We start from the raw sequence: 24,147 nt of genomic DNA on the forward strand, positions 1-24,147 counted from the left end.
CGTCAGCCTCCGATCGGATTAATTGTCATGCTGTCCGTCGCTTAAGAATTTAATGACACCCTCTAGCTCACAGTGCAGCTCGGAGTCTGTCGTTAAGGCCGATTTGCCGGCCACTTTTGTAGTTTCTTTGGAATGAGTCCACTTAGCCAAAATAGACGGCAGACACGGTTTTCCGGAAATGGTCTGTCCGCTTTCGCTGATCAAATAAATCGTTTCCCCGCTCTGATTGAGCGGACTATTGCAAATGCCGAAATGGGAAATATTATCGGGCTTAAAATCCTCTTCGTTCATCATAGGTTTCTCGTTCACGTAAGAGCCGTGGCTGTTAGGCAGATTGATGTGCCTTTTATGGGTTCCGCACTGGCATTTAATGTACGCTCCCCTGACTACATACCGGGGTCCTGTCATGACGTGCCGCCTCCTCGGTCAACATGATTTATAACCGTTCTAACTGTTGCTTTTGCTTGGCTAAGGCCTCTACAGCCGCCCCGGCCCGTTCCCTGCCGAGCTTCTCGCTCAGCTTGTCCACGAATTCCGCGGACCCCACGCTCATTAGGGGAACCTTGACGGCTTGTCGCGTCCCCTGCAAAATAAACCGGCCGCCGAAAAAGCGGGAGAAACCGACCTTCTCAATATCCGAAAAGGAGATCGTTTTACTTGCGAACCAGCTATGAGAACGTACTTCATGATCGGTCACGATCGTTTTTGACAACAGCAGGAAAATAGCAAGGAATCCGAGAATGAACGCACACGCCCCGATAATCGCTATGAACTGCCTGCTTTCTTCCGCATCCATCTCCATAGACGGCATCAGAAGCAGAGCACTTACCGCACATAAGAAACCAAGGCTCACCAGCCAGCGAAACATTCCCAATCTGACCAGTTTCAGGTCTCCTGCGGTGTTTCTTTTCGCGGGTCCAAACATGGGATTGAGCATTTTTTCTGTCATTTTTCTTACAATTGAGATGTACATGGTCCTAAATAATCCCTCTTTCTATGAATAATTTTCGGCTATCCCAAATTTCCCGTATCCTCTTCAACCGCCGCGCGTTCCAGCCGGATTCCGGCGAAATCTCTTCGCAGCAGGCTTTCGGCGACATCCAGACGAACGATGATCAACGGCTTGGCGCTTTCTTTGATCTTGAAAATTTTGCGTCCCGCCAGCTTGCTTCTCTGAAGGACCAGCTTTTTGACCACCGTTCCGTCCCGGTTGAGCTCGCTGGAGGGGCTCAATACCTCCGCCTCTTCAAAAAGAGGCAGATAGTAATTGCTCTGCTTCCGCTGGACCCTGTCCATCAGGGGAATGAGCTTGACCGGCAGATCCGGCTCGTAGGCGGCCGCGATTCGTTTCAGCCGGTCGGAGATCAGATACAGCTGTCCGTCCAGCACATCCGGGTACTCCGTTTCCGGGGTCGACTTTACCTGCATCACAACCGTGTCGGCAATCCGGTGCGCTCTATCCGGACGAATATCCCGGAGATCGATCCGGCTTATCACATCAAGAAGAACCGGCGCGTCCGTGCAGCGCTCGTCCTGCTTCAGCACAAAGTAATCCATCATCCGCTGAGAGCCTCCCCGCTTGCGCCGCTTTGCGATTCCAGCGAACCGTGCAGAAGCTGGCACTCATCCCGATATTCCCCGGCCAGTAAGGCGATTTGCGGAAACTTATCCATCTGTTGATAGTTCTTGCGAGCAAGAAGCTGCGGCACCATATTTCTCATAAATTCCACGGTCAGCAGATGATATTTCACGGCTTCGATCTGCTTGATCCGGTCCAGATCTGCGGAAGTGACACGCCTTGCATAAGATTTCTTCGTCTCCTCCAGTGCTTCCATACGCCGGAATAAAGGAGTGAATATAAATTCCGCCCTCCACTCCGACCGGCAATCCGCCGTATCCGTCAACCAGTTCTCATCGTAAGCCTCAATCCGGTAACAAGGGCTGTTCTCCATTACGCTTGTCCGCATAAGGGAAAAGTAGATGTACCGGATAGTTCCCTTACATCCTTTGGCTTGAAGTTCGACGGCTTGTCCGCAAACCGCCTCGAAAGCGGCAAGAAACTCCTCTTCTATACGCTGCCGTTGTTCTTGGTAGGCGGCATCAACCGTCATCAGATCTTCCTGCCACTTGCCGAATATATGCTTCTCCAGGAAGTCCTCCAGCGCCGCCTCTTTATCGATCCGTCTGCTCATTCGATGTTGACCTTGGCGCCGCTGATTTTGACTTCATCCATGATGCTCAGGCTTGCATCGGCCTGTTTCAGGTCAATGCCTTCTTTCCCTTGAATGAGCACCTTGCCGCCCCCGGTAATCTCGATGTCTTCCATCGCCGATATGGATATTTTTTTGTGGCTGTTGATCTCGATCCCGCCGTCGTCGGTAAGCCGCATCAAGAGGCTGCCGCTGCCGATAATCTCAACGGAGCCGGGCTTGAATACAATTTGCTTGCCGTATTTGGTGCTGATGCTCTTAACGGAGGGATCGCTGCGCTTCTGGGGGTCGGAGGAATCGGTATCCACGGAACTGGCGGCATAGGCGTTCTTCTCCTGCTCGTCCGGGAAATACAGACGGACCTCGTCCCCGACCTCGGGCATGCAGTACCAGCCGCTGCCGTCGGGAGACGAATAGACCGTCGAGTACGGGAACCACAAGGCTTCATCGGAAGATGATTTCCCGTCGATATGAAGCTTGACCTTCACCTTGTCTTTGGATACGTCCTTGATAGACCCGAACAGTGAGGTGCCGGCCAGCTTATAGGCATACAATGTCGGGCAGCTGAAGCCCTGCTTGTCTCTTAATTCATACCGGTTGGTCAGCGTGCCGCCTTCCATCCGCGTGCTCGCCCGGTATACATACAGCTTCCTCCGCTGAAACGTAACCGGACTGCCCAGCTCCAAAATCATGCTGCTGCTGACCTCGTAGCTGATGCTGTTCTGTTCGTCGATGCCTGAGACGCCGTTCTCCGACTTCCGCTTGAAGTCCTTCAAATTTTTGCGGATGCTGTAGTTGTAGGCGTCGAGCTTATGGGGCTCTCCCAGGTCCGGCACGCCGATATAGCATTTCATGCCCTTCTGCGAACAGAGCGGAATCAGAGGCAGATGCAGACGGGAAGCCAGTCTCCTGGCGAATTCCCAGTCCGTCTCCTTGTATTGGACGACCAGTCCGCCAATGCTTGTTCCTCCGGCAGCCTCCACGACAACGTCCGAATTCGGATAAGAACCCGCGATGCGATCTAACAACCCGCGATAGGTCATCTGCTTATTTTGAAAAGAACGGGTGACTTTCCGGATGTCCATCAGCAGTGTCGAGCTTTGGGCTTCGATGGTTAGAGTGCGGACATTGTGTACAGCCTTTACGGCCATATTCGTTACGATTCCTTGGAAAATGACCGTCGTACGCTCTCCGTCACGCACCGAAACGGCAATCTGTTCATTCTCATCGGCCTGCTCTACGTACCGGTCCAGCATCTCTTCCGGAACGATCCCGCTGATCGTCAGCTTGGCATGCTCATTGACCGTTTTTTCCATATGGAGGTCCATAATCTTCTCGAATTTGTACGGCGCAACGGAAATGTCGGCAAATGAAAACACCGTTTGGCTCATGCTGGCTCCGCCCCTTCCTCCACTTGAACGACCCGGACGGCCCGCACGATCTGAAAAGCTACGTCCCTCCAAGCCTCATACTCGTCGTATTTGCAGCTGAAAGTTCCCATAAGGGTCTTGCCTCCCAGCTCCAGAAAAAACATCAGATTATAGAGAAAAGCATCCAGCGCCGGACTCTTGAATTCGAAATAGCCGACCTGTTTTCCATGGATTTCCTCGACACCTTCCGTAAAAAACACGTTGGAGGGATTCACTTTTTTAAGGATCGTTTTCATTCCCTGAGTCAATTCTTCGACCCATTCCTCTTCCAGGTCTTGATCGATCCGGTTAAGCGTAATATTGATGCTGCCGTCTTCATTGGTTTTGATCGTTTCCGGCCGCTGGGAATGAGGATATTTGATGGCACTTAATGCTTCGGGCATATCTGTGAAATCTTTCGGGATAAATACCAGAAGCTTGTCATCGTAAAAAGCCTGCTGCTCAAACTCGTAATAACGTTGTCCGATCCGCACAGGCCCTTCGCCGATGGTGTTTACTTTCTGGGATTCTTCCATCTTGTTCAGCATCGCAATAATCTTCTCGTCCGAAAACGCCACGGCACTTCCCGCCCTTCTTCTTTCTGGATTAATCCACGATCATCCGCTGAGGGGACCCGAATCTTCCCCCGGGTACCGGCCGTCCTCCGCTCCCCGATTCCTCCAGAATGCGGGACAATTGGGTGTGGATCTGTTCATTGGTATAAGGCTTGTATTCCCTGCCCAGCCGTACCGCCAAGTAATGAAGAATCGCTTCCCGGTCAACGGGCTGCATACTCAGGCACTGCATGGCGAAGGCGAAATCCTGGGTGCCGGCTGCCCGGTTTTTCAACATCTCCGCCGCAAAATGCCGCATGATTTCCGGATGAAGCGTACTCTGCCGGAAACCAGCATATTGTGCACGAAGCCGGTTAAGCGTGTTGTACTCGGTCGCCAGGTCCGCGAAATTGCGGTAGTCCGAGCGCAGCCTCGCTCCTTCCTTCAACTTGAACCGCGCCAGCTCCAGTTCCCCGGGAGAGACGGATACGTGCTCGTCCAGCAAGGGCTCGGCCCGGCAGACGGTAAAATCGCCCTCGGTTTCGGCAGGATAGAACCGGATTTTCAATACGGTCTCCCGCCCCGAAGCCTCGTAGGGAAGCTCAACCTCACGAACCAGCGTGTAGATAAGCCCTCCGTGTTTAACAATTCCGGGTCCGATGCACAGGCTGTCTTCGCCAACCCGGATTTCTGTCCCGGCTACGATACCGTCTGAATAATCCCTGAGAAACAAATCCGTCAGCTCGTGAGGGTAATCCCTCAAATTTTCGAGCATCTCTGTTTTCAAAATCCGCCCTTTGGCGAAATTCGGATAGGTACGGGTAAACATAAACACCCCCCTTTCGTCCGCGTTTCTTACTTCAAGCCGTCGAAGAAATCAATTTCCGACAGATCATTTTCAAAGGCAAAAAATCGTTTGGCGCCCAAATACAGCTGTTCCTGGCGGCGCGCTACCGGTACAACGTGGAACCCCCAATTTTGGCCCCCTCCGAAGACGAAAAATTTCACTTCTTCATTGACGATGGAATCGGTCTCGTCCTGAGGTATGTTGCGGCCGTAAGTCTCCGCGATGTCTTCGTAGAGCACGGGTTGGAAGCTCTCAGGCCGGCTCGGATAGCTGTATTTCTGCCGGAGCTTCCCGTTCATATCTTTGAGGCAGAACTCGATCTCGGCGGCTCCCCAAGGTCTCGAAATCGAGCCTTGCGCGGTATTGACGCGGTCCAGCGTGCTGATCAGCACCTTTTCGCTGCGGCTGTGCGTATAAGCCGTGACCGCGTAAGGGATAACGGCGGCCTGATGCGTCACTTGAGTTTGGATGATTCCGGCCTTCTTGTCCCCCAGATAACGGATAGCGCCTCTCAGACAAGCCAGCTTCAAATCCGGCACCCGATCGGTTTCGCCTGCCTTTTGCGTAAATTGAATGGTTCTGCCAGGGACAAATTCTTTCAGCGCTTCCCGGAAGACATCGATCCGGCAGGACTGGCCCGTCAGCTTGATGATGGAGTATGTCTGCAACTCGCCGCTCTGGTAGAAATCTTCCAGAAACTTGCGTACAATTTCATAAATATCCGCTTTGATCAAATGGTTAATCTCCTGAATGGTGAACACCACATCGGGGAATTCATACCGGTCCTTGAACCTTCCCTGCTCACGCACGGACAAATACCACCGGTCCACTCCTGTGATTTTGAGGTCGTGCTCGCGGACATCTCCGCTGCCGGAGTGAAACCGGTTCCTCAAGATGCCGGTTTTGCGGAAAAACTCCGTCTTCATGTTCTCCGCCATTTCCCACAGGAAATGAAAATTGTTACGAACCCGGTTGTAATCCTCCCGGGTATGACTGCCATACTCCCTGAAACGGGTAGGAAGCAGCAGTTCCGATTCCCTGTACCGTTCTTCCAGCCGTTCGTATACCGACGCCACCCCAACCTCATCGACATGCCGGAAAACATCTCCGCTCGGAATCCCGATAAGACTGTCGATGTCCGTCACTGTTTCTCCGCAGCTGTAATACTCGGCGAACACGATTTTCATGTACTGCATGATGCGGTAAGTCAGGTTATTGCCCCCGAAGTTGGTGTCGCCGTTCTCATACGTAGTCTGGACGTCAAGCCTGTAAGACATATGGCCGTCCTCGATACGGAACCGGCAGGAAGACAGGTCCGTCGTGCCTCCGCCGCAATCGATAACGAGAGCTTTGTAGGTTTCTCCGTCTTCAAAACGATTCTGCTGGAAGCGGTCCGCGATCGTGTTATAAAGGACAGCCATCCCTTCATCCAGCGAATCTTCCGTTTCCAGGCGGTATTCCGGCAAAATATCCGTATACATGTCCAGGAATTGGGCTTTGAGCTTGACCGGGCTGGACATATGCAGATTCCGGAAGCGGCATTTGAATTGATGCTCGGCGGTCTCGATAATATACGCGAGGTAGGCGCGGATAATATCGCTTCTGCGCACATGCGTGCTGTTGCCGCTCGCATCGCTTACTTCCTCGGATCTCGCGTAATCGTTCACCCACCGTTTGATCCCGTGAAATACGGTCGCCTGCGTGCCGGATCCGAGTTTCTTCCGGTATAGAAGGGCTTCGTGTCCGAACTGGTACCGGGGATTCAAAGGATCGGAACAATCCGCCACGCGGACGACCGTCGGCAGAAGCTCGATCCATTGACCGTCCGGGGCGGCCGGATCGGGGAACGCCGCGTAGTTAATCGCATCGAGCCGGACCGTTCCGTTCAAGAGGTCCTGGCTGCAGGGCGTTTGAACATAGGCGCCGTCGAGATAAGCCCCCGCCGTCGTATTGGAGGTGCCGAAATCAATGGCCAATACGGCTTCCGTCAGCTCCGGCTCCCGGATTTCCAGATCGGCGGCCGGCAGGCGGCAGTAATGCAGATTAACCGGGGGAAGGGGCTTGTTCTGGTGGTAGATCCGGTACAAATAATCGGAGTCGTGCCGGCTGAAGAAGAGCAAGCTGTAGTTGCGGTTGGCCGAGCGCTTCAGATAGGCGTCCCGGTTCCTCGTCAGACAGAATGTGCCTGGCTTCGATACACTTTGGACCACATTCAGTATGCCGCACAGCTCCATCTGCTCATTTACAAGGAGGGCGTTCGTTCCCGAGAAAGAGGCAGCTCCCTCCAGCCTGCAGCCGTCCCGCTCATCGAGGCGAAGTCCTTCGTAGAGGGTGATTCTGGCCGGGACTTTCGTGCCCCTCTCTCCTAAAGGCGTACGCAAATAGCGCCGGATCGCCGTTTGCAGCCGTTCTTCGCCGCCCGGAACCGGGCCTCCGATCAACAGGCATTCTTCCGTCCCCCTGTATTTGAGGATGGTGGCGATGAAGCCTTCACGGTCCAGCGTATTGGCGAACCCTTCAATCAGTTTCTCTTTACTGCAAATGGTCCGGAGCTGATACGTCGTCATTTCCGTCAGCTCCTCACGGCTGTAGCGTACGACGCCCGGATCGGCCATTCTATCCTCCGGATGTTGATACAGCCTGTATGAGTATCCGTTCATCGTTGTCCTCCTTCACGGCTGGTCAATACATCGCAATGCGGTCCAGCCGCATAGTCTCTTCTACGCCCAATATGCCGAAATGCCGGTTCCAATAAAGCTCGGTGTGAAAACGGACGGGGAGCAGCAGATCCAGCAGCAAGCTGATCTTGGCCCGGCCGGACTCGCTCTCCTCCTGGTTGATATAGAAGAGAAGCTCATTCCTCTCCTCGCAATTTGCATAAATAGTGGACCCGGGAAACAAAAGGCGGGCTGTCCGCTTCAAGGTAAAGAGCGCATCCCCGGTCTGAACCGTCTGCAGGACACTTGCCGCCACAATATCCTGCTCCTCCTTGCCGCACCTCTGAAAGTTCCGCCGCACCTTGTCCCCGAAAATCCCGGCTTCTATGTCACGGCGGACAAACCGGATGTAAAATTCCCTTTTGTTCATTCCCTGGAGCAGATCGATCTCGCCCAGAAAATGAATGAGAATATCAAACAAAGCACGTCTGAATTCCGGGTACTCCGTGTAATTAATATCGAGCATCCCCCGGAACATCTCGTCAAAACGATAAAACGGATTAATTTCAACCTGTTTCTCGACGTGACTTGCGTTCATATGTTCCAGGCTCAGCTCCATATACGGGGAGTACACGGAAGCGGCGGAGAATTGAATGTCTTTCTTGTCCAGACCGCACTGCTCAGCCCGGATCAACAGATCCCATATGTAATTCAAACCCATACCCCTTCGCATGTGTATTCGGGCAGGTACATTTGAACCTCCGACACGACAAAGCTCATGAAGTCGTTTCTTATAAACTCATCCCTTCCGAACGAACGGCCGGGCCGAAAGCTCAGACACAGCGCGGCCCTGCCGCTTGACGCCCGCACCTGGTCGCTGATGAAAGGGTTCATTTCGTACGTAACTGCCGTTGAATCCGCTTTGTCCACGATCCGAATATCCTCCAGCGTCAAATATTCGGAAGCTTCAAGGGAATGCACAATCCGCGCCACTTCCCCTTTGGAGCGCACAATCGTGGCCTGCTTTCGTGCGTACTTGCCGACAAAACTGCTGGCGCAGCGGTTTGAGACAAGTGCATATTGAAGTCTCCCGATCTTGATATCAACCGGTTGTACAACCTTCAACACGTTCCAGACCCCGGCTTTCTCTTGCGGCGAAACGATCGTCAGCTCTTCCCCGGATCGTTTGATGTACCGGATATCGTCCGTGTGCCCATCCACCAGATACCCATGCTCCAACCCCGTTTTCCTCAGTGACAGAACATGTTCGAAATTAACCTTGTCTGAAGCGGGAACCGGAAATCCGCTGTTCTTGATCTCAAGCCGTTCCATATTCCAAAGCGGAATCCGATCCGTCCGCTTGTAAGCTTCAAACTCTTCCAGATTCACTGAAATTTCCGTAATGGTCTCATCTTCCCCGGGTATTCCGGCGCATTCCGTCAAGACGACGTCGATAAATTTATAGGCAAACGGATGGTTGATTGTCCGCCATGGAATACCGTTTTTCAGGAATATCTGATACAGATTCTCGATCTCTTTGATGTACTTCTCGCAAGGCCGAAGCGCTACTTTAATCGGATAGGTTCCCGAAAGCGTCTTGAGATGTCCGTCGAACAGCCTGCCGCTCTTCGTCAGTTCCCGGATCCGTACGGAATCACATTCCAGGAACAGAGAGATCAGCCGCGCTTCTCTGCCGTCCCTCAGCCCTTCGATGACGTGAAGCATATCAATCAAAGTGTTCTCCACATCCTCCGGGCACATCGGATACAAAAATTCATGGAGAGGGTCCCATTCATCCCGCGAACACAAGCTGGCATAAATATCAAACCGGCCTTCCCAATCTTCAATCTCGTCAAATACCCGCTTTTCCAGCTGCAGGTTCATTTGCTCCTGATAGTCCACCAGATTCAGAAAAAGCCCCGTCATCAACTGCTTGAGCATACGGCGCTGCTCCAAATCCTCCATTTTGTTCAGCCGGTCCAAAATAATATCCTTCATGCGGGGGAATTCCCTCCTTCGCCCTTAGCGGGCCGAGACTGCCCTTCTCCGCCGGCGGGTGACCCGGATGCTCCCGCCGGAGAAGGCGAAGATTGTCCTCCTGCGGAGGGTGATGTCTGCGGCTGAGCCGGCTGATTCGGTCCGGATGGATGATCCCCCGATCCTTGACCCGGAAGAGCTTGTCCCCCTTGAGCCGCAGGAGCTGCAGGCGGTGCCGCCGGGACAGGATTTTGCTTTTCCTCGGCTTTGGTAATCTTCCTCTCCATACCAAGCACCCGTTCCAGCATCTTGATTTCCTGATAAATCTCCTGGGCCGAGGCAAAAGCCGTGATCGCCCCGGCGTAGTCCTGGGCGGCCATGCTGCGGTCTCCCTTCTTGTCCAGCTTGTCCGCTTCAAGAAGCTTCGTTTCTTTCTCGATGCCGGCGATCTTTTCCTGAGTCTCATCCAGCTTTCCCTTAATAAGCTTGTCCCCGTCCGGGAACGAAGCTTCCGCAGATGCCTGCTTCGCTTTCTGGTAAATCTCAAGAGCGCCTATGTAATCGAGAGCGGTAAACTTCTGGTCCCCTTCTTTGACCGTATTCATGACAGCCGAATAAGCCTGGATACGCCCTATGCGCTCTTCCAGATGCTGAGGATTAAAATCAGCCTGATTTTTGATCTCGGACTGGGCTTTAGTAAAACTCGCCGCGGCTTTATCGTATTCCCCTTCCTTAAGGAAGGTGTCCCCGTCCACGATATACTGGGCGGCACGCTGTTTTTTAGTAAAGAGCACGGTGTGCACCTTATCTTTGATCTTCTGGGAATCGCTGCGCGCTTCGCTGTATTCCTTGAGCGCCTTGGCATAATCCCCCTCAGCCGCATAGTCGTCCCCGCTCTTGCCGTGCTCCAGCATGCCCTGGGCCGCTTCCGCTTTACGTGCGGCTTCTTTGGCCGCGTACACATAAGCTCCGCCTCCGACCAGCAGCAGAGGAATGAGAATCAACGCGATCCGTTTGGCCCACTTCCGCTTTTTTCCCTTCACTTCTTTGTAGACTTTATTGGCACAAACAGCCGCCGCCGTATAGTTCGGAACCATCCGTTTTTGCCTGCTCAGAAGAACTTCTTCCAGCAGATCCGTAAGCTCCGCCGGACCTTTCGCTTCCTCGACGGCGTCCACCATCTCGGCGGATGCGACGTTTTCCCACATTCCCGGAGTGCTCATCAAGAGCACATCCCCGTCTTCCAGCATGAATTTCGGAGAGACATACGGCTCGAACACATCCGGTTTGCCTGCATAATTCAGCAGGTTATGCCTCTCTTCATGCCGGTCTACGGCTTCAAGCGGAATACGTTCTTCATCCGCCCAGGATTGGGCCAGGCTCTGGTCGCGGCTCCGTTCCACGAGCCTGCCTCCCCGGATCACATACAATCGCGCGTTGCCCGCAACGGCCCACACGATTCTCGTGTAGTCCGTCACGACGATCAGCACGCTCGCCTTAAGGCGGACCCGGCGGCTTTCCTCATTCAGCCATTCGCTGGCTTCCTGCATGTATCGTTTAAGCCGGGCGGCCGACAAGGCGGGCTTATTCAAAAAGCGGGACAAAATACTGCGGACAACCATTTCCGCACTGTTTACCTCGCTGTCCGAATCAAGACCGTCCGCCAGCACCCAGCAAGCCATATCTTCAAGCTCGACAAAGGCAAAGTAGTCCCTGTTCTGCACAAAGGTCCCCGCTTCGGTAACGAAACCGGTCTTGAAATCGCTGTTTTCTTTTCTCATTCGTCCCCCCGCTCCCTTTTGTCAAAACCGGTTTCCTTCATCCGGCTCTACCAGCCCTTCTCCAGAATGATGACCGTTGCATTATCCTGCTTATGAAGCCCCTTGGCTTCAATCGCATCGATCATGCCCTGTGCGGATTCCTCCGGCGAGCTGCTGCCTGTCAAGATTTGCTCCATTTCAACCTCTGTTAACGTGTTATACACCCCGTCACTGCAAAAAATGATTTTGTCCCCTGTCTTTAGCCGGAACGGCGTCTCACTGATTTCCATGTTCTGAAACTGCTCATACCCGAGGTAGTTAACCAGCTGTCTTCTCTTGGGATTGGCGGCCATTTCATCCTTTGTAATTTCACCCGACAAATATTTCTGCTCCAGGACGTTCTCATACGTATGTTTAGGATTAACAGGAAGAAACTCCCCCTGCCGGTAAATCAGAATCACGCTGTCACCGACAGCGCCCCAATACAGGTTATCCCCGTTGAGGATTCCCGCCACAAGAGTCGTACCGCCCTGAGCCCCTCTCAGCTGTTCGACTATCTCGGAATTCACCCTGCGAGCCGTTTCGCTTAAAAAATGAGGGATATGCCGCACATGCTCCACATTCAAGAAATTCTTCAAAAACGTGGACACCGCAAGTGTACTGCACATTCTGCCGTTCGCCAGTCCGCTGATTCCATCTGCCAGTACGGCCAAAGTTCCGATGGTCGTTGTGGTGCTGGCGAAATAATCATCCTGCTCGTTCCTGGCTCCGATGGTCTGTCCGTTCCCTATCAGTACCGTGGGCACTTCAGGCTTCCGTTTATTCAGCCGGCTCCGTACATACAGCATCAGCAAAATGAGGAGAATGGCAGCCCCGACAATCAGATACGGTGTTCCATCTGATCCCGCCGGCATTAGCCGATCCCCGCAGCGGCCGTATTATTCCACTCGAAATGCGCCCCGCACAGCGGAATGAACACAAATTTGCTCCGCCCGAGCTGGAGCAGATCGTAAGCGGTTAATTCCACCGGCGTATAGACCGCCTCGTTATTGTGGTACGCCAATCCCGATGCGTCTCCGGGCAGCAGATAAAAATTCCGCTTCTTCGGATCATAGACAATGACCGCGTGGTTCCGTCTGGAAATCGCGTTGTCTCCGATAATCCGGATGTGCATTTCTTCCGAGCGGCCAATAAAATTTTTCTCGGCCATGATGCGGTAATCTTGTCCCATTTGAGGCCCTTCGATGCAAACCAGCCATCCCGCAACCGGTTCAATGCCGGTCGTCTCCCCCAGAAACGGCATCGTCTTATCGTCTTCCTGCACTCTCTGCGGCCTTGATTCTTCGGCTCGTGAAGCCGGCGGCTCGACCACAACGCTGCAGTAAGGGCACGTATTGCCATGTTTTCTGGTGCTGAACATGTGTCCATTGGCGCATCTTGTCAAACTCATCCTGTTCATTCCTCCGTTTGTCCTATCGGATCGGCTGTCAGCTTCTTCTCCGCTTGCTCCTTATTTGACCAAAAGCCTCGTATTGGCTATGTATACAATATCTCCGACATCCAGCTTGTGAGGCTCCTCGACTTCTTGCTTGTCTCTGGGACCCCTGCCGCTTTTCTGGATGCCCACACCGCTTTCGGAATCGACGTCCTCAATAAACCACTCCCTGCCGCTGCGGTTTAACACGGCATGTTCGCTTTGGATCAGCGATGCATATTCGGCATCGGCCAGATCTATATCAACCTCGTTTTGACCGGAGCTTTTGCCGATCAGCAAGGATGTTTCCCCCTGGATATACCACTCCTTCACGCTTTCCCCGTCCTCATTAAGCAGAACAAGCTTCGCGATCGCCTCCCGTTCCGGCCTTTCTATCGGCATACGGTAGTATACGAACCCCAGAACGGACAGCCCTATCGCCATTAGAAGACTGACGAACATTTTCAGCGTATTGTCGGTATTAATAAAATAGACATAAATCAAGACGGCTGCCGCCAGCCCTGCAATAAGAACGTCTAGTAGAGTAATCCATCCGGATTTTCTGCCTTTCACGCCGGTTTCCCCCATGTCCTTCGCATTATTGCGTAACAACATTCGCGCCATCGGGAACGCAAAAAAAGTTCCCTTCCTGACGGCAAGATGTCTCCGACACATCCCGTACACCGTAGAAGTGGAACCTACTGCTTCATTGGCACCCGCCAGCTTCTTCACCAGAGGGGCATCCCGCAAGCCGACTTTGCTTACGCGTTGTTACCGAAGCAGACTACTTCTTCTTCGCATCGAAGAACCGGTTAAAGAGGTCTGTCGTATCCATCGGATTTTTCTGAGATGGTTTGGCTTCCCCGCCTCCGGCTTTGCCGGCAAAACCGAAAAAGCGCTCAAAATTCTTTCTTACGTCGTTTGGATCAAATTCAGCCTGCTGCGCTCCGGCACGGCTGCCTGCCGCTTTTTCATGCGAGCCCTTGCCGCCGCTCCCTCGCTGATCCTGCCCGTCGAGCTTATGATCGTAAGCGTTTCGCGACGCTTCATCCTCCAGCGTCTGGTACGCTTCATAGATCTGCTTAAACTTGCGCTCCGCATCCGGATTGCCTGGATTAAGATCCGGATGATACTTCTTGGCCAGCAGCCTGTACGCCTTCTTGATCTCCGCTTGCGGAGCGTTCCTTGCCACGCCAAGCACCTGGTAATAATCCATTCTGTCCTCGTCCCTGCACATATGAGATAAACCTCTGCCAAGGTCTTCCGAAAATAAACGACCGCGGTGTAGAGGTAGGTTTATTCGCCAATCAGGATCGCTTTCCGATGCATAGATGCCGGAAAATTCCGGAACAGAATTCAAGAGGCATAACGCCTCTTAAATTCTGTTCTGATGAACGGCCGGAATTTATATGGAGTAGCCGCCTTCGACTTTCGCGAATTCGGTTTTGTCCTTTTTCTGCTTAATAAACAGGCTGAAACTTCCCACGCCTTCGGTGTCTCCGAAATTCTCGCTGTAGTCCACTACGAAAGCATTCGGGAAATAAATCTTACGGACAACTTGGTCAGCCGCAATGACTTCAAGCGTCACTTTTCTGTAGCAGTCCGCTTTCTCGGCCGGAACCAGCGACCACAGACCCAGCTTGAGCGTGTCATCCGCGCTGTCGCCGTCCGTAGCCGTAATAATTTTGCCCGAGATTCGGAGCGTTGCCCCTACATCGGTCGATCTTGCATTGGAATCGTTTGGCGTGTCGGTATCGTAAGTTACCGTTTGAATGTTATCCATGCCCAATTCGAATGTTTCTGCGCCTTCTACTTTAAGTCTGAAACCCATTTGTATTACCTCCTTGAAATTGGTTGATAAGGTTCCCGTCGGCAAAGATTGCTTGCGAGATTTATGTATAAAGGCAGGTATGGGAAACCATGCCTTTAACATACGCTTTAGTGCACCGATCATACTTTGACCGGCGACGTACCCTTCGTAATCGTCACTTCCAGGTTCTTCACGTTGCCGTTAAATACAAGATCGATATGGCACAGGTTGCTCTTGTCGTCGATGATGTAGCTCATATCGTCTCCATCCTGAATGATCGAGTTTACGAATCCCCGGGTGCCGAGCCATTTGCTCTTCTGGCTGCTTGGATTGTTGCTGAAAAATTTAACGATATTCTCATGTTTGAAATCACCGGTCTGGAAACGAAGAATCCGCTCTATGTAAGTGCTGACCAATGTTTTATAAATGGAATCGAATCCGTCTTCCGCCATCGCAAGACTGCGGGCCTTATACACGGTAATTCGTTTGATATCGCGGTCCTGAAGCTGGGCATTCTCCGAAGAGAAAATGAATCCGAAGTTTTTGCGGTTAATGGCATCCTTGATGTTGTTGGTGAAGCCGGATATTTCCTTGGCCATAGTGGACACGGCCCGCAGACTGTGGTCCCCCGCCTCGATATCAAAGCGTACGCCCGGATAGTCTCTGCTGACGCTCTTAAACTGCTCCCGCAAATATTCCGGGCACTGGTAAGCGGATACCAGACCGGCCGCCACGTAACTCGCGCCGATATAAACGCCTTCGATCCACAGCTTCAGGATGTCTTCCTTCTCCTGGGACAGACGCGCTCCGTCTTCGGTATGCAGCATGCGGCTGTCGATCACCACACCCGATTTGTCTTTCGGGATAATGGTAAAGTTCGGTACGCACGGGACAGCAAACTCGCTGTACTCTTTGCGGACAAGCACACCGCATTTATCGATATATTTATCGATTCCCGCTGTCGCCATGCTGTTGAAGGTGGTGTCTTCGCCCGATTCGAAGCTGAAGAACAGCTGCACTTTATACTCCTTGAGGACTTGGAGCAGCATGGACAGCGATTCCATCGTGTTTCCGTCAGGCTTCATGACCTTCTCGTTGCCTTTGAAACGCTCCCGGCTGACTTTGACTTTGCCGGCCGTTTCGAGTTCAACGGAAGGAACGATACCGAACCAGATCGTATCGCTGAAATCGTTTTTGGAGTTGACTGTGTTGAGATAGGTCTCCAGACGCGGAATATTGCTGCTCTTCACCGTCATGTCCAGCTTGCTGTTCGTCACGAGCAAAGTAGGCTGCATGCCCTTGTTCTTCGTGGCGTACTGTTCGAAAAACATTTTGACGCCCAGTATTTTCTCAACGAGAGGTTTTACCGTTTTGACGAAGTCGTCCTTGGCGTTTTTGTAGAATTCCAGATAGGTGTTGTAGTTCTGGACTTCCGTCTCCACATCCACGGTGCTCTGCACAGCGGGAAGCGGGCAGAACGTGCGGACAACCAGATCTTTCACATATCCCGACGGCGTTTCCGTGATTGATTCGTAATCTTCTTCGAACACGGAAACGAGCTCGTTAGAGCTGTTATCGTCGAGCAGCATAAGTTCCGTGCTCCCGCTCTTCGGCGCCTCGATAATTTTGAGCTCGCCGTTATTGCCGATCGTCAGCATGCCGATCTGGAAAGCCTCCGACTTGTTCTCTTCTTGCGCGCTGCCGAGCAGAAGCCGGGTTTTGATATCCTCGATAGCAAGCGGAAGCATCGCCATGACGTTGTTGTAATTCTTGCTCGCATCTTCGAACATCCCGTTGAGCTTGTCACCCAGATCGAATTTCTTCGGATCTCCTTCATCCAGCTTTTCGTACTGCCCGTATAAATAATGGATTTCTTTCCGGACCTGGCGGATATCGTCCATCACTTTTTTTGGGGAAATCATATCGAGCAAATTCTCGAATTTAAAATCCACATTGGGGATACCCTGGCTGCGTTTGGTGTCGATCAGGGTGAAGAGCATTTTAAGAAAGTCGTTGTTCTGGTCGATCCTGATTTCAGAGATGGCGTCATCCGCCAATCCTTCCGGCTTCTTTAACGTGTACATCACTTTCTGATTAGCCGCATTGTAGAAGGAGTAGACCGTGGGAGAAAACTTGTCGAGAAACTCATCGAAATTACGTACAAGCAAATGCCTGTTAATTTCCTTGATTTTGTCATCGCTCAAGCTGTCAATGGCTTTGACATCTCCTACGATGGTCACTAGGTCTAATTTCTCAGGATTAATTTCCTCAAAAAGCATCGTTCGGTTCGTTTGATTGATAATGTCCATAGCGGTCAGCGGAAAGTTTACCTGATCAAGACCTTAGGCAAGGCTTGTTTGATGGCGAAACAGTAAACCTGCCGCCCCCTCCTTCCTGTGAGTTTAGAACTAGTTTCTTCTAATTAAGTAGTTATAAAGAACTATTTATGTAAAAACATGACTTCACAATCCGAGAATGGAAAAACATCCGGTTTGTGACTTTAGAAGTATCATAATGATCCACGTTTGAATTTGTCAATATTTATGAAAACAGGGATAGAACACCTTTTATATAAGTAAAAACGTAGCTTAAAAATAAAAATTTACTTTTTTTATCCACGATCTAACATTTTTCATTTTTAAAGCCGATGAACTATACTGTGGAATAAAAGAAAATTTACCAATTATTTGTATATTATTAGTAATATAGTCCGATATCTCTACAAAAAGGTGATGTCATGTCTCTCGTCCGCAAGCTTATTCACTCTAAAAAATGGCTCCAGGCCGCACTACTCGTGTCTCTGGTTGCAGGTCTGCTGATTTATCCCCGGCCGCTTTCCGCCGCAAAAGTGGAAACCCCTCAAGGACTCGATGCCATGTTTGTGCTGGACACGAGCTTTTCCATGAATGAAACAGACAAAGACGGCATTGCCGCCGAAGTCGTCAAAATGTTCATGGATCTCGAGGGAACCGGCCATTCCCGGGTCGGCTACGTGGCCTACAACGATAAAATTGTCTCTTCGCTTCCGCTTTCGGACCTCGGATCGAGCGAACGCTCCAACGCCTGGAAATCAACACTGGACGGAATCAAACGCCGTGGGTACTCCGATATGGGTCTTGGTCTGCGCAAAGCGGCCGAGCTAATGGAAAACGGTTACGATCCCGCCCGGAAACCGTTCCTTATTCTGCTGTCCGACGGGGGGACCGACTTCGGCAAGCATGCCAACGGAAGAAACGCGGACATTTCGGGCCGGGACGTTGAAGACTCTATCGGCATCGCCAGAAAGCTCGGCATCCCGATTTATACCGTAGGATTAAACCGGGACGGGTCCGCCCGTAAATCGGAACTGGAGAACATAGCCGCCGAAACCGGAGGCACCTCCTTCATGGCGGGCAGTGCGGATGATTTGCCGGAGATTTTCAATCTCATCTTCGCCAAACAACTGCAATCGTCCCTTATTTCCGTATCTGCCGTCTCGGCAACAGGCGAGCTTCAAGAAGTAACGGTACCCGTTGCGAACTCGAGCATAAGCGAGGCAAACCTTATTCTTTTGTCTCCGAATCCTCTAACAGAGGCGCAAGTCTATTCCACCTCCAAAAATGTGAGGCTTTACAAGTCGGACAATTATACGCTTATGAAAGTGATCGAACCCCAGAAGGGCAGTATGAGGGTCATTTTCCGGGGGAAACCGGGCGATCTGGTGAAGGTGAACCTCCTCGCCGGCTATAAGCTCCAAGCGGGGGTTGAACTACCGGAGGAAGCGCAAAAGGGAGTCGCCTTCCCCTTCACAGCGCGTCTGTATCATTCCGACGGCAAGCCTCTTGGGGATTCAGACCTATACGGTTCTATGAAAACGGAACTAGTCGTGACAAATCCGCAAAAGAAAACAGAGGAGCGTTTCCCGCTTAAGCAGGAAGGAAACGGCTTCGAGCTTGCGCATATTTTCCCGGCGACAGGTACTTATCCGTGGAAAATCGTCATGACCGCTCCCGATTTTTACCGGGAAACCACGACGGCCGAGCTGAAAGTGCTCAATACCCCGCCTGAAGCGAAACCCGGAATGATCAAAATCAGCCGGGAGGACGGCGAACAGAAGATTGACCTCGGGGAATATTTCCATGACGCGAACGGGGATAAACTTACGTATTCCGTTGCCGCTGACGACGGCCGGAATTCTGTGGAAGCAAAATTCCAAGACGGCTTCCTGCTCCTAAACCCGCTGAATACCGGTAACAGCGAACTGCGGGTTACGGCAACCGATGAAGAGGGCGCGAGCGCAACAGCAACCCTGGCTGTAACCGTCGTTTCGATATGGACGCTTATTACGAAAGTCCTGCTCGGAGTTGCGGCCGCGGCAGCCTTAGGCGCGGTTCTTTACTTCACCCTTCGTCCGAAACCTAAATTTACGGGACGCTTGGAAGGTTATTTTCTACAAACCGCCAGCGGCAATGACATCCCGGTAAAATACTGGCCGCTGACTTCTTTTGATACGCGGAGCATCAGTCTCCAAGAGCTGTTCCTCAGCCTGAATGTGAACGAATCGCTGCCCGAGGCTGATCGCATCTTCTTCGAGGCACGTAAGGACGGCAGCCTCCTGTTCCGTCACAACACACGCTGTGCGGTGCAGAAAGGCTCGTCTCCGCTAGGCAAGAAACAGAAAGACAAGCTGGAATACGGGGATAAACTCTACATCACTTTCGAAGACGGTGTTACGGAGATCGAGCTTCGTTATAAAGCCGTGAAGGCCAGTTACCGGCCGCAAACACAAGAAGCGCAGACCGTCCGGACATAAACGGACGGTTTGCGCTTCTAAAAAATTCGGGAGCAAGCTGCGACTCATGAGGATCGGCTTTCATTGATGAAGCCAGATGGGTGGTAAGAAGAACTAGACATCTGACTTAACCAAATCCTTCTTCTTACCGGAGGCGGCAGCATCTCCCGGCGGGGAATTTCGCCCGGGGCGAAAGTTTGCACGCAAGCCCTCTACCGCTTTCCACAAAAGCGACTCCGCTTTTAACGCGGTTCTCAAACGCTGCAAGCTCCCCCTCTGTCCGGCATCCATGGACAAGCAGTTCATAATGCGGCGGGACAGCAAAGGTGTCACTTTACCGCCCCGCTTACGTAAAACTTGTTCAACCGGGTCATGAAACAATCTCCGGCTAGCCTCAACCGGCGCTTCTCCGCACAGGCAGTAATACAGGGTCGCACCCGTACTGTACAGGTCGGAGAAAGGACCTTGGCGAGATGCGGCCGAATAAAACTCCAAAGGAGAATATCCCGCCGATGTAAAAATAGGCTTGTCCTCACTCAACGAGTGGACGGCCGATCCGAAATCAAGCAGCTTAGCCTGACCGTCCGGGCCGACGATAATATTGGAAGGTTTGATATCACGGTGCAGCACGCCCTGCTCATGAATATACTCAAGAGCATCAAGGAGACTGGGCACCGTCGTTGCATAAAATCGGCTTTTCGAGCGTAAACGGTTTTTACGGATACAGCGTTCCAATGACACTCCGCGGCAGCGTTCGAGAATGATATAGGCCGTCCCGTTTTCCTCCACATGTCCGGTAAGCCTCACAATGTTCGGGTGCCGCAAGTGCCCCAGAATCACCGCTTCATTCAAAAAGACGGACTTCAATGTCTCGTATTTGCTTCTTAGAGAAGGAGTCCGGCACAGTACGGACCTTCCGTCCACATCCCTCAAAGCCAAACTTTTAGGGAAAAATTCTTTTATGACACACGCTTCGCCTGTTCCGGTTTCCCGTGCCGCATAGACAATGGACAGCTCGCTGCAAGCAAGTATTCTACCAATCCGGTAGGCTCCACCGTGAAGGAATGTCTTCGACGCCAGCCCGCATTCAATTCTTACCGACATACTCCCCGCTTCCTCGCTCTCCTGCCAAGACGGCAGCATTCTAATCGATGCCATAAAGCCTCAAATAATATGCTCATATTAACATATAGCCCACCATCTGGATAATACTAATTTTGTTAAAAGAGCTATCTACATATAAAAGGCTCCCTCCGGAAGAAGGGAACCCGTTAGATCGTGTAAAGTCCGGACTTGCTTGCCAACCCGCGAATCCCCGCTCATACCACCGTCACATTATGCTCCTGCCGGTATTCCGTAGGCGTCTGCATAAATTTCTTGCGGAACACCTGCGTAAAATGCCGCACATCCTGGTAGCCCACCCGTTCGGCGATTTCCGCCAGTTTCAGCTGCGGGTTGCACAAAAGCTGCTTGGCCTGGTCCAGCCGCAGGCCCGTTACATACTCCTTGTAGCCCTGGCCGGTCTTCTGCTTGAACAGCTGGCTGAAATAGACCGGGTTCAGGAAGACGACGGACGCCATCTTCTCCAGGGACAAGTCTTCGGAATAATGCGCCTTGATGTATTGAAGCGCAACCTCGATGGATTTGTCCCCGCTTACTTTGATGCTGTCGTACTCGACCGCAGCGGAAGCCTGCCTCAGCCGGGTGACGGTTTGCGGTACGCTTTTAAAATCATGATGCAGTCCCGAGTTCAAAATCTGGAACGGTACCTTCAGATAGTGCTTGAGATGACTTTTCAGCGCGTCCAGCAGGGTATCGATCCGGATTCCGTCGTTCAGCGCCACGAGGCCGAGCAGGCTCTGGCGGTCGTAGCTGACGACAAATCCCTGGCCATGCGTCTCGATCATCTCGGAGAGGACATTTTCCACGATAAAATGCTCCAGATGAACGCTCTTGCTCCCCGCATCCATCTGGACGAACACGAGGTAATAGTCCGGGAAATCCTCCACAAACGACTGGATATCAAGGTTGCCGGTATCCAGCCCCGCCGCCAGCCGGAGAAAAACCGCTTCGCGCAAATATTTCAGGCTCGACTTCAGCCTCACGCTCTCTTTGCTTTGGAGGTTTTCGCGTCTGATCTCGCCGGTGAGGCTCTCGATCAACTCAATCAGCTTAGGCTTGCCGATCGGTTTCAGAAGATAGTCGCGGGCGCCAAGCCGGACCGCCTCCTGCGCATAAGCGAATTCGGAGTGGGCGGAAATGACGACCCACTTGATGGCCGGATGCTTCCGCTTCGAAATCCGCATAAATTCGAGGCCGGTCATGCCCGGCATAATAATATCGGTAAGCACGATGTCTACGTGCTGTCCGCTGAGAATCTTAACCGCTTCCTCGGTAGAAGCCGCCAAGAAAACGCCGTGCCCGGGGTAGGCGTGCTCGATGGTGCGCTTGACCCCTTCCCGGATGACGCTTTCATCGTCCGCAACCAGAATATTCATACGTTTCTCTCCTCCTTCGGAAGCGGGACCCGCACGATCACGGTCGTCCCCTCGCCCGCTGAGCTTTCAACGGTGACGCCGTATGCTTCGCCGTACATGTGCTGCACGCGCCGGTGCAGATTTTGCAGTCCGATGCCTCCCTGGGACGACGCATCTTCCTCACTGCGGCTTATGTCCGGCCGGGGAGGGAAGCCCGCACCGGGCGCGAGAACCGGGGGGCCGGCATGTGCCGAAGCCTGCGCCGGACCGGAGGACGCGGCAGCGGCAGCGACAGTTCCGCAGGCGGACACACCGGTACCGGAGGGGGCCTTAGCGCCGCTGCCCGAGCCTGCTGCGCCGGCACCGCAGGCCGCTGCGCCGACCGCGCCATCGCCGGGATTGAAAGCGGCTGCGTTGGCCGCTCCGGCTCCGGCTTCGGTACCGGCGTCTTCCCGGCCGCCCGGCTCACCTGCCGCAGCGGACGCGTCCGCTTGTGCTGCACCGCCGCCTGCGCCCGGACGGTCCGCGCTCTCCGAAGCGCCCGGCGCGCCTCCCCCGCTCCGCCTGCCTCCTGCGGTGCATTCGCCGTACAGCGATTCGCGCAGCCCGCGCAGCTTCTCCTCTTCGATGCCGACACCGTTGTCCTCGATTCGGATCGCCAGCTCCCGGCCGTCCGCAAACGTCGAGATGGTGAGCATCCCCGGTCGGTTAAGCGGCTCCAGGCCGTGCTTCACGGCATTCTCGATAATGGGCTGGAGCGTCATCTTCGGGATGCGGATGTCCATGTACCGTTCATCCGTCTTCAGCTCCACTTCCAGACGTCCTTCAAGCCGGACGAGAATAATGGTCAGATAGTGGTGAATCTGCCGGAATTCTTCCCGCAGCGTAACCTCCGCCCCTTCTTCCCATCGGCTGCTGTAGCGGAACATATGAGAGAGCGAAAGCACGACTTCACCCAGCTTGTCGTTGCCTTTCTCGTCCAGCATCCAATAAATCATATCCAGCGTATTGTACAGGAAGTGGGGATTGACCTGGGACTGGAGCGCATGAAGTTCCGCGTTCTTTTCGCTGACCGATGAAATCTTCACCCGTTCGATAAGCTCCTCGATCCGGTTCACCATATGATTGAACGATCCGACCAGAATGTTGATCTCCCGGTAGGACGTCACATTCACGATTCCTTTGAAGTTGCCCTGCTCCACCTGCTTCATCTGCCGGATCAGCCGGATGAGCGGCATCGAAATCCGTTTGGATACGATGGACGCGATAAAAGCCGAGACGAGAACGAGAATCGTTCCGATCAGGATAATATAACGCTGCATCTGCACGAGCTCGACGTTCAGGTCTTTGTAGGGCGTCAGGCTGACTACCAGCCAGTCGGCAAAAGGCAGCTTGGAAGCTACCGCCAGCCGCCCGTTCTTCTGATCGACGGTCATTTCCTGGGAATCGTCCGGCAGAGGGACATCTTGGAGAGAAGGCAGCGATTCGGCCGAAGCGGTGGAAGACACGAAGCGCCCCTTGTCCGAGACGAGATACACCTCGCTGTGTTCGCTGAGCTTCAAATTATTCAATGCGGACAAAATCGCCTGCGGATTCGCTTCGTAAAGCACAATCCCGATCGGCTTATGCTCGTTGAGATCGTAAATCTGGCGGCCGAAGGCAAACACGGTCCGTTTCTCGTTCTGGTCGATCAGGGAGTGCGGAAACACGCCCAGCCAGACCATTTTGCCCGAAGATTGACGGACGTCCCGGTACCAGTCGGAACTGCGGTATTCGGGATCGACCACATTCATGTAGTTGCCGTAGTTGTAGATCTTTCCTTTGTCCATGATGACGTGGATGCCGATCAAATCTTCCCGGGAGTAGAAAATCGCCCCGATCATGTTAGTGACGGAGCGAGTGTTAATATAATCGAGCGCAGGCTCTTGCGGCGATTCCGTCAGCAGACGGACCAGATCGAAATTGTTGCCGATCGTTTTGGACAAGCTGTCGTAGCCTTTGAGCAGCAGGTCGAAGAGGTCGACGGTCTGCGAGACGTTTTTCCGGGAAAGGTCGCTGATCTTCGTCTGAAACTGCTCGGTCGTGCGGCTGTAGAACAGCAGGGAGATGATGATCAGAATGCCGGACATGCAGAACAGGAACAGAAAAAACAACCGGTGGTGGATGGATTGGAAGCCGCGTCTCAAGGATTCATCCCCTTT

The 24,147-nt window shown here is 52.8% G+C and carries 21 protein-coding genes; 1 reads left to right on the forward strand and 20 read right to left on the reverse strand.

Annotated elements, in window-relative coordinates; all coding sequences use genetic code 11:
• Nucleotides 1–18: 18 nt before the first annotated feature.
• From AC2TF6_RS26210 to AC2TF6_RS26290, 17 genes are all read right to left on the reverse strand, one after another.
• Nucleotides 19–408, reverse strand: a complete 390-nt coding sequence (locus tag AC2TF6_RS26210) for a DUF4280 domain-containing protein (protein WP_491309164.1) — start codon at nt 406–408, stop codon at nt 19–21.
• 28 nt (nt 409–436) lie between these two features.
• Nucleotides 437–868, reverse strand: coding sequence for a hypothetical protein (locus AC2TF6_RS26215; RefSeq protein ID WP_491309165.1), 432 nt, complete (start codon nt 866–868; stop codon nt 437–439).
• 143 nt (nt 869–1,011) lie between these two features.
• On the reverse strand, nt 1,012–1,560 hold the full coding sequence (locus AC2TF6_RS26220; RefSeq protein WP_491309166.1) for a hypothetical protein: 549 nt from the start codon (nt 1,558–1,560) through the stop codon (nt 1,012–1,014).
• Nucleotides 1,557–2,192 carry a hypothetical protein gene (locus tag AC2TF6_RS26225; protein ID WP_491309167.1) on the reverse strand — a complete coding sequence of 212 codons (636 nt, stop codon included), beginning with the start codon at nt 2,190–2,192 and terminating at the stop codon, nt 1,557–1,559. The genes AC2TF6_RS26220 and AC2TF6_RS26225 overlap by 4 nt, the downstream gene beginning before the upstream one ends.
• Complete coding sequence (locus AC2TF6_RS26230; protein WP_491309168.1) at nt 2,189–3,601, reverse strand: phage baseplate assembly protein V; 1,413 nt, start codon at nt 3,599–3,601, stop codon at nt 2,189–2,191. The genes AC2TF6_RS26225 and AC2TF6_RS26230 overlap by 4 nt, the downstream gene beginning before the upstream one ends.
• A complete protein-coding gene (locus AC2TF6_RS26235; RefSeq protein WP_491309169.1) occupies nt 3,598–4,197 on the reverse strand; it encodes a hypothetical protein in 600 nt (199 codons plus the stop codon). The genes AC2TF6_RS26230 and AC2TF6_RS26235 overlap by 4 nt, the downstream gene beginning before the upstream one ends.
• A 28-nt stretch (nt 4,198–4,225) precedes the next feature.
• Entirely contained in the window at nt 4,226–5,002 is a 777-nt protein-coding gene (locus tag AC2TF6_RS26240; protein ID WP_491309170.1) for a DNA and RNA helicase, read from the reverse strand.
• Nucleotides 5,003–5,028: 26 nt separating this feature from the next.
• Nucleotides 5,029–7,680, reverse strand: a complete 2,652-nt coding sequence (locus tag AC2TF6_RS26245) for an Hsp70 family protein (RefSeq protein ID WP_491309171.1) — start codon at nt 7,678–7,680, stop codon at nt 5,029–5,031.
• A 22-nt stretch (nt 7,681–7,702) separates the two neighbouring features.
• The gene (locus AC2TF6_RS26250; protein ID WP_491309172.1) at nt 7,703–8,398 is read right to left on the reverse strand and encodes an iron-dependent peroxidase; all 696 of its coding nucleotides are present in this window, start codon (nt 8,396–8,398) and stop codon (nt 7,703–7,705) included.
• Nucleotides 8,389–9,675, reverse strand: a complete 1,287-nt coding sequence (locus AC2TF6_RS26255) for a normocyte-binding protein (protein ID WP_491309173.1) — start codon at nt 9,673–9,675, stop codon at nt 8,389–8,391. Before AC2TF6_RS26255 ends, AC2TF6_RS26250 begins: the two co-directional genes overlap by 10 nt.
• Entirely contained in the window at nt 9,672–11,435 is a 1,764-nt protein-coding gene (locus AC2TF6_RS26260) for a serine/threonine protein phosphatase (protein ID WP_491309174.1), read from the reverse strand. The genes AC2TF6_RS26255 and AC2TF6_RS26260 overlap by 4 nt, the downstream gene beginning before the upstream one ends.
• A 47-nt stretch (nt 11,436–11,482) precedes the next feature.
• The gene (locus tag AC2TF6_RS26265; RefSeq protein ID WP_491309175.1) at nt 11,483–12,328 is read right to left on the reverse strand and encodes a PP2C family protein-serine/threonine phosphatase; all 846 of its coding nucleotides are present in this window, start codon (nt 12,326–12,328) and stop codon (nt 11,483–11,485) included.
• Nucleotides 12,328–12,864, reverse strand: a complete 537-nt coding sequence (locus AC2TF6_RS26270) for an FHA domain-containing protein (RefSeq protein ID WP_009675759.1) — start codon at nt 12,862–12,864, stop codon at nt 12,328–12,330. Before AC2TF6_RS26270 ends, AC2TF6_RS26265 begins: the two co-directional genes overlap by 1 nt.
• A 60-nt stretch (nt 12,865–12,924) precedes the next feature.
• A complete protein-coding gene (locus AC2TF6_RS26275) occupies nt 12,925–13,503 on the reverse strand; it encodes an FHA domain-containing protein (RefSeq protein ID WP_491309176.1) in 579 nt (192 codons plus the stop codon).
• A 169-nt stretch (nt 13,504–13,672) separates the two neighbouring features.
• Nucleotides 13,673–14,104 carry a DnaJ domain-containing protein gene (locus tag AC2TF6_RS26280; RefSeq protein WP_491309177.1) on the reverse strand — a complete coding sequence of 144 codons (432 nt, stop codon included), beginning with the start codon at nt 14,102–14,104 and terminating at the stop codon, nt 13,673–13,675.
• A 189-nt stretch (nt 14,105–14,293) separates the two neighbouring features.
• On the reverse strand, nt 14,294–14,719 hold the full coding sequence (locus tag AC2TF6_RS26285) for a hypothetical protein (protein WP_042232073.1): 426 nt from the start codon (nt 14,717–14,719) through the stop codon (nt 14,294–14,296).
• 119 nt (nt 14,720–14,838) lie between these two features.
• Nucleotides 14,839–17,007: a transcriptional regulator gene (locus tag AC2TF6_RS26290; RefSeq protein ID WP_218230876.1), complete on the reverse strand. Its 2,169-nt coding sequence runs from the start codon at nt 17,005–17,007 to the stop codon at nt 14,839–14,841.
• A 428-nt stretch (nt 17,008–17,435) separates the two neighbouring features.
• Here AC2TF6_RS26290 and AC2TF6_RS26295 point away from each other — a divergent pair, with 428 nt between their 5' ends.
• The gene (locus AC2TF6_RS26295; protein ID WP_491309178.1) at nt 17,436–19,490 is read left to right on the forward strand and encodes a VWA domain-containing protein; all 2,055 of its coding nucleotides are present in this window, start codon (nt 17,436–17,438) and stop codon (nt 19,488–19,490) included.
• 93 nt (nt 19,491–19,583) lie between these two features.
• Here the strand turns inward: AC2TF6_RS26295 and AC2TF6_RS26300 are convergent, their stop codons facing one another.
• From AC2TF6_RS26300 to AC2TF6_RS26310, 3 genes are all read right to left on the reverse strand, one after another.
• Nucleotides 19,584–20,573 (reverse strand): serine/threonine protein kinase, encoded by a 990-nt coding sequence (locus AC2TF6_RS26300; RefSeq protein ID WP_491309179.1) that lies wholly within the window; start codon nt 20,571–20,573, stop codon nt 19,584–19,586.
• A 215-nt stretch (nt 20,574–20,788) separates the two neighbouring features.
• A complete protein-coding gene (locus tag AC2TF6_RS26305) occupies nt 20,789–21,967 on the reverse strand; it encodes a response regulator transcription factor (RefSeq protein WP_491309180.1) in 1,179 nt (392 codons plus the stop codon).
• Entirely contained in the window at nt 21,964–24,132 is a 2,169-nt protein-coding gene (locus AC2TF6_RS26310) for a histidine kinase (protein ID WP_491309181.1), read from the reverse strand. The genes AC2TF6_RS26305 and AC2TF6_RS26310 overlap by 4 nt, the downstream gene beginning before the upstream one ends.
• Nucleotides 24,133–24,147 lie beyond the last annotated feature (15 nt).

The sequence above is a fragment of the Paenibacillus sp. JNUCC 35 genome, from assembly GCF_058269095.1.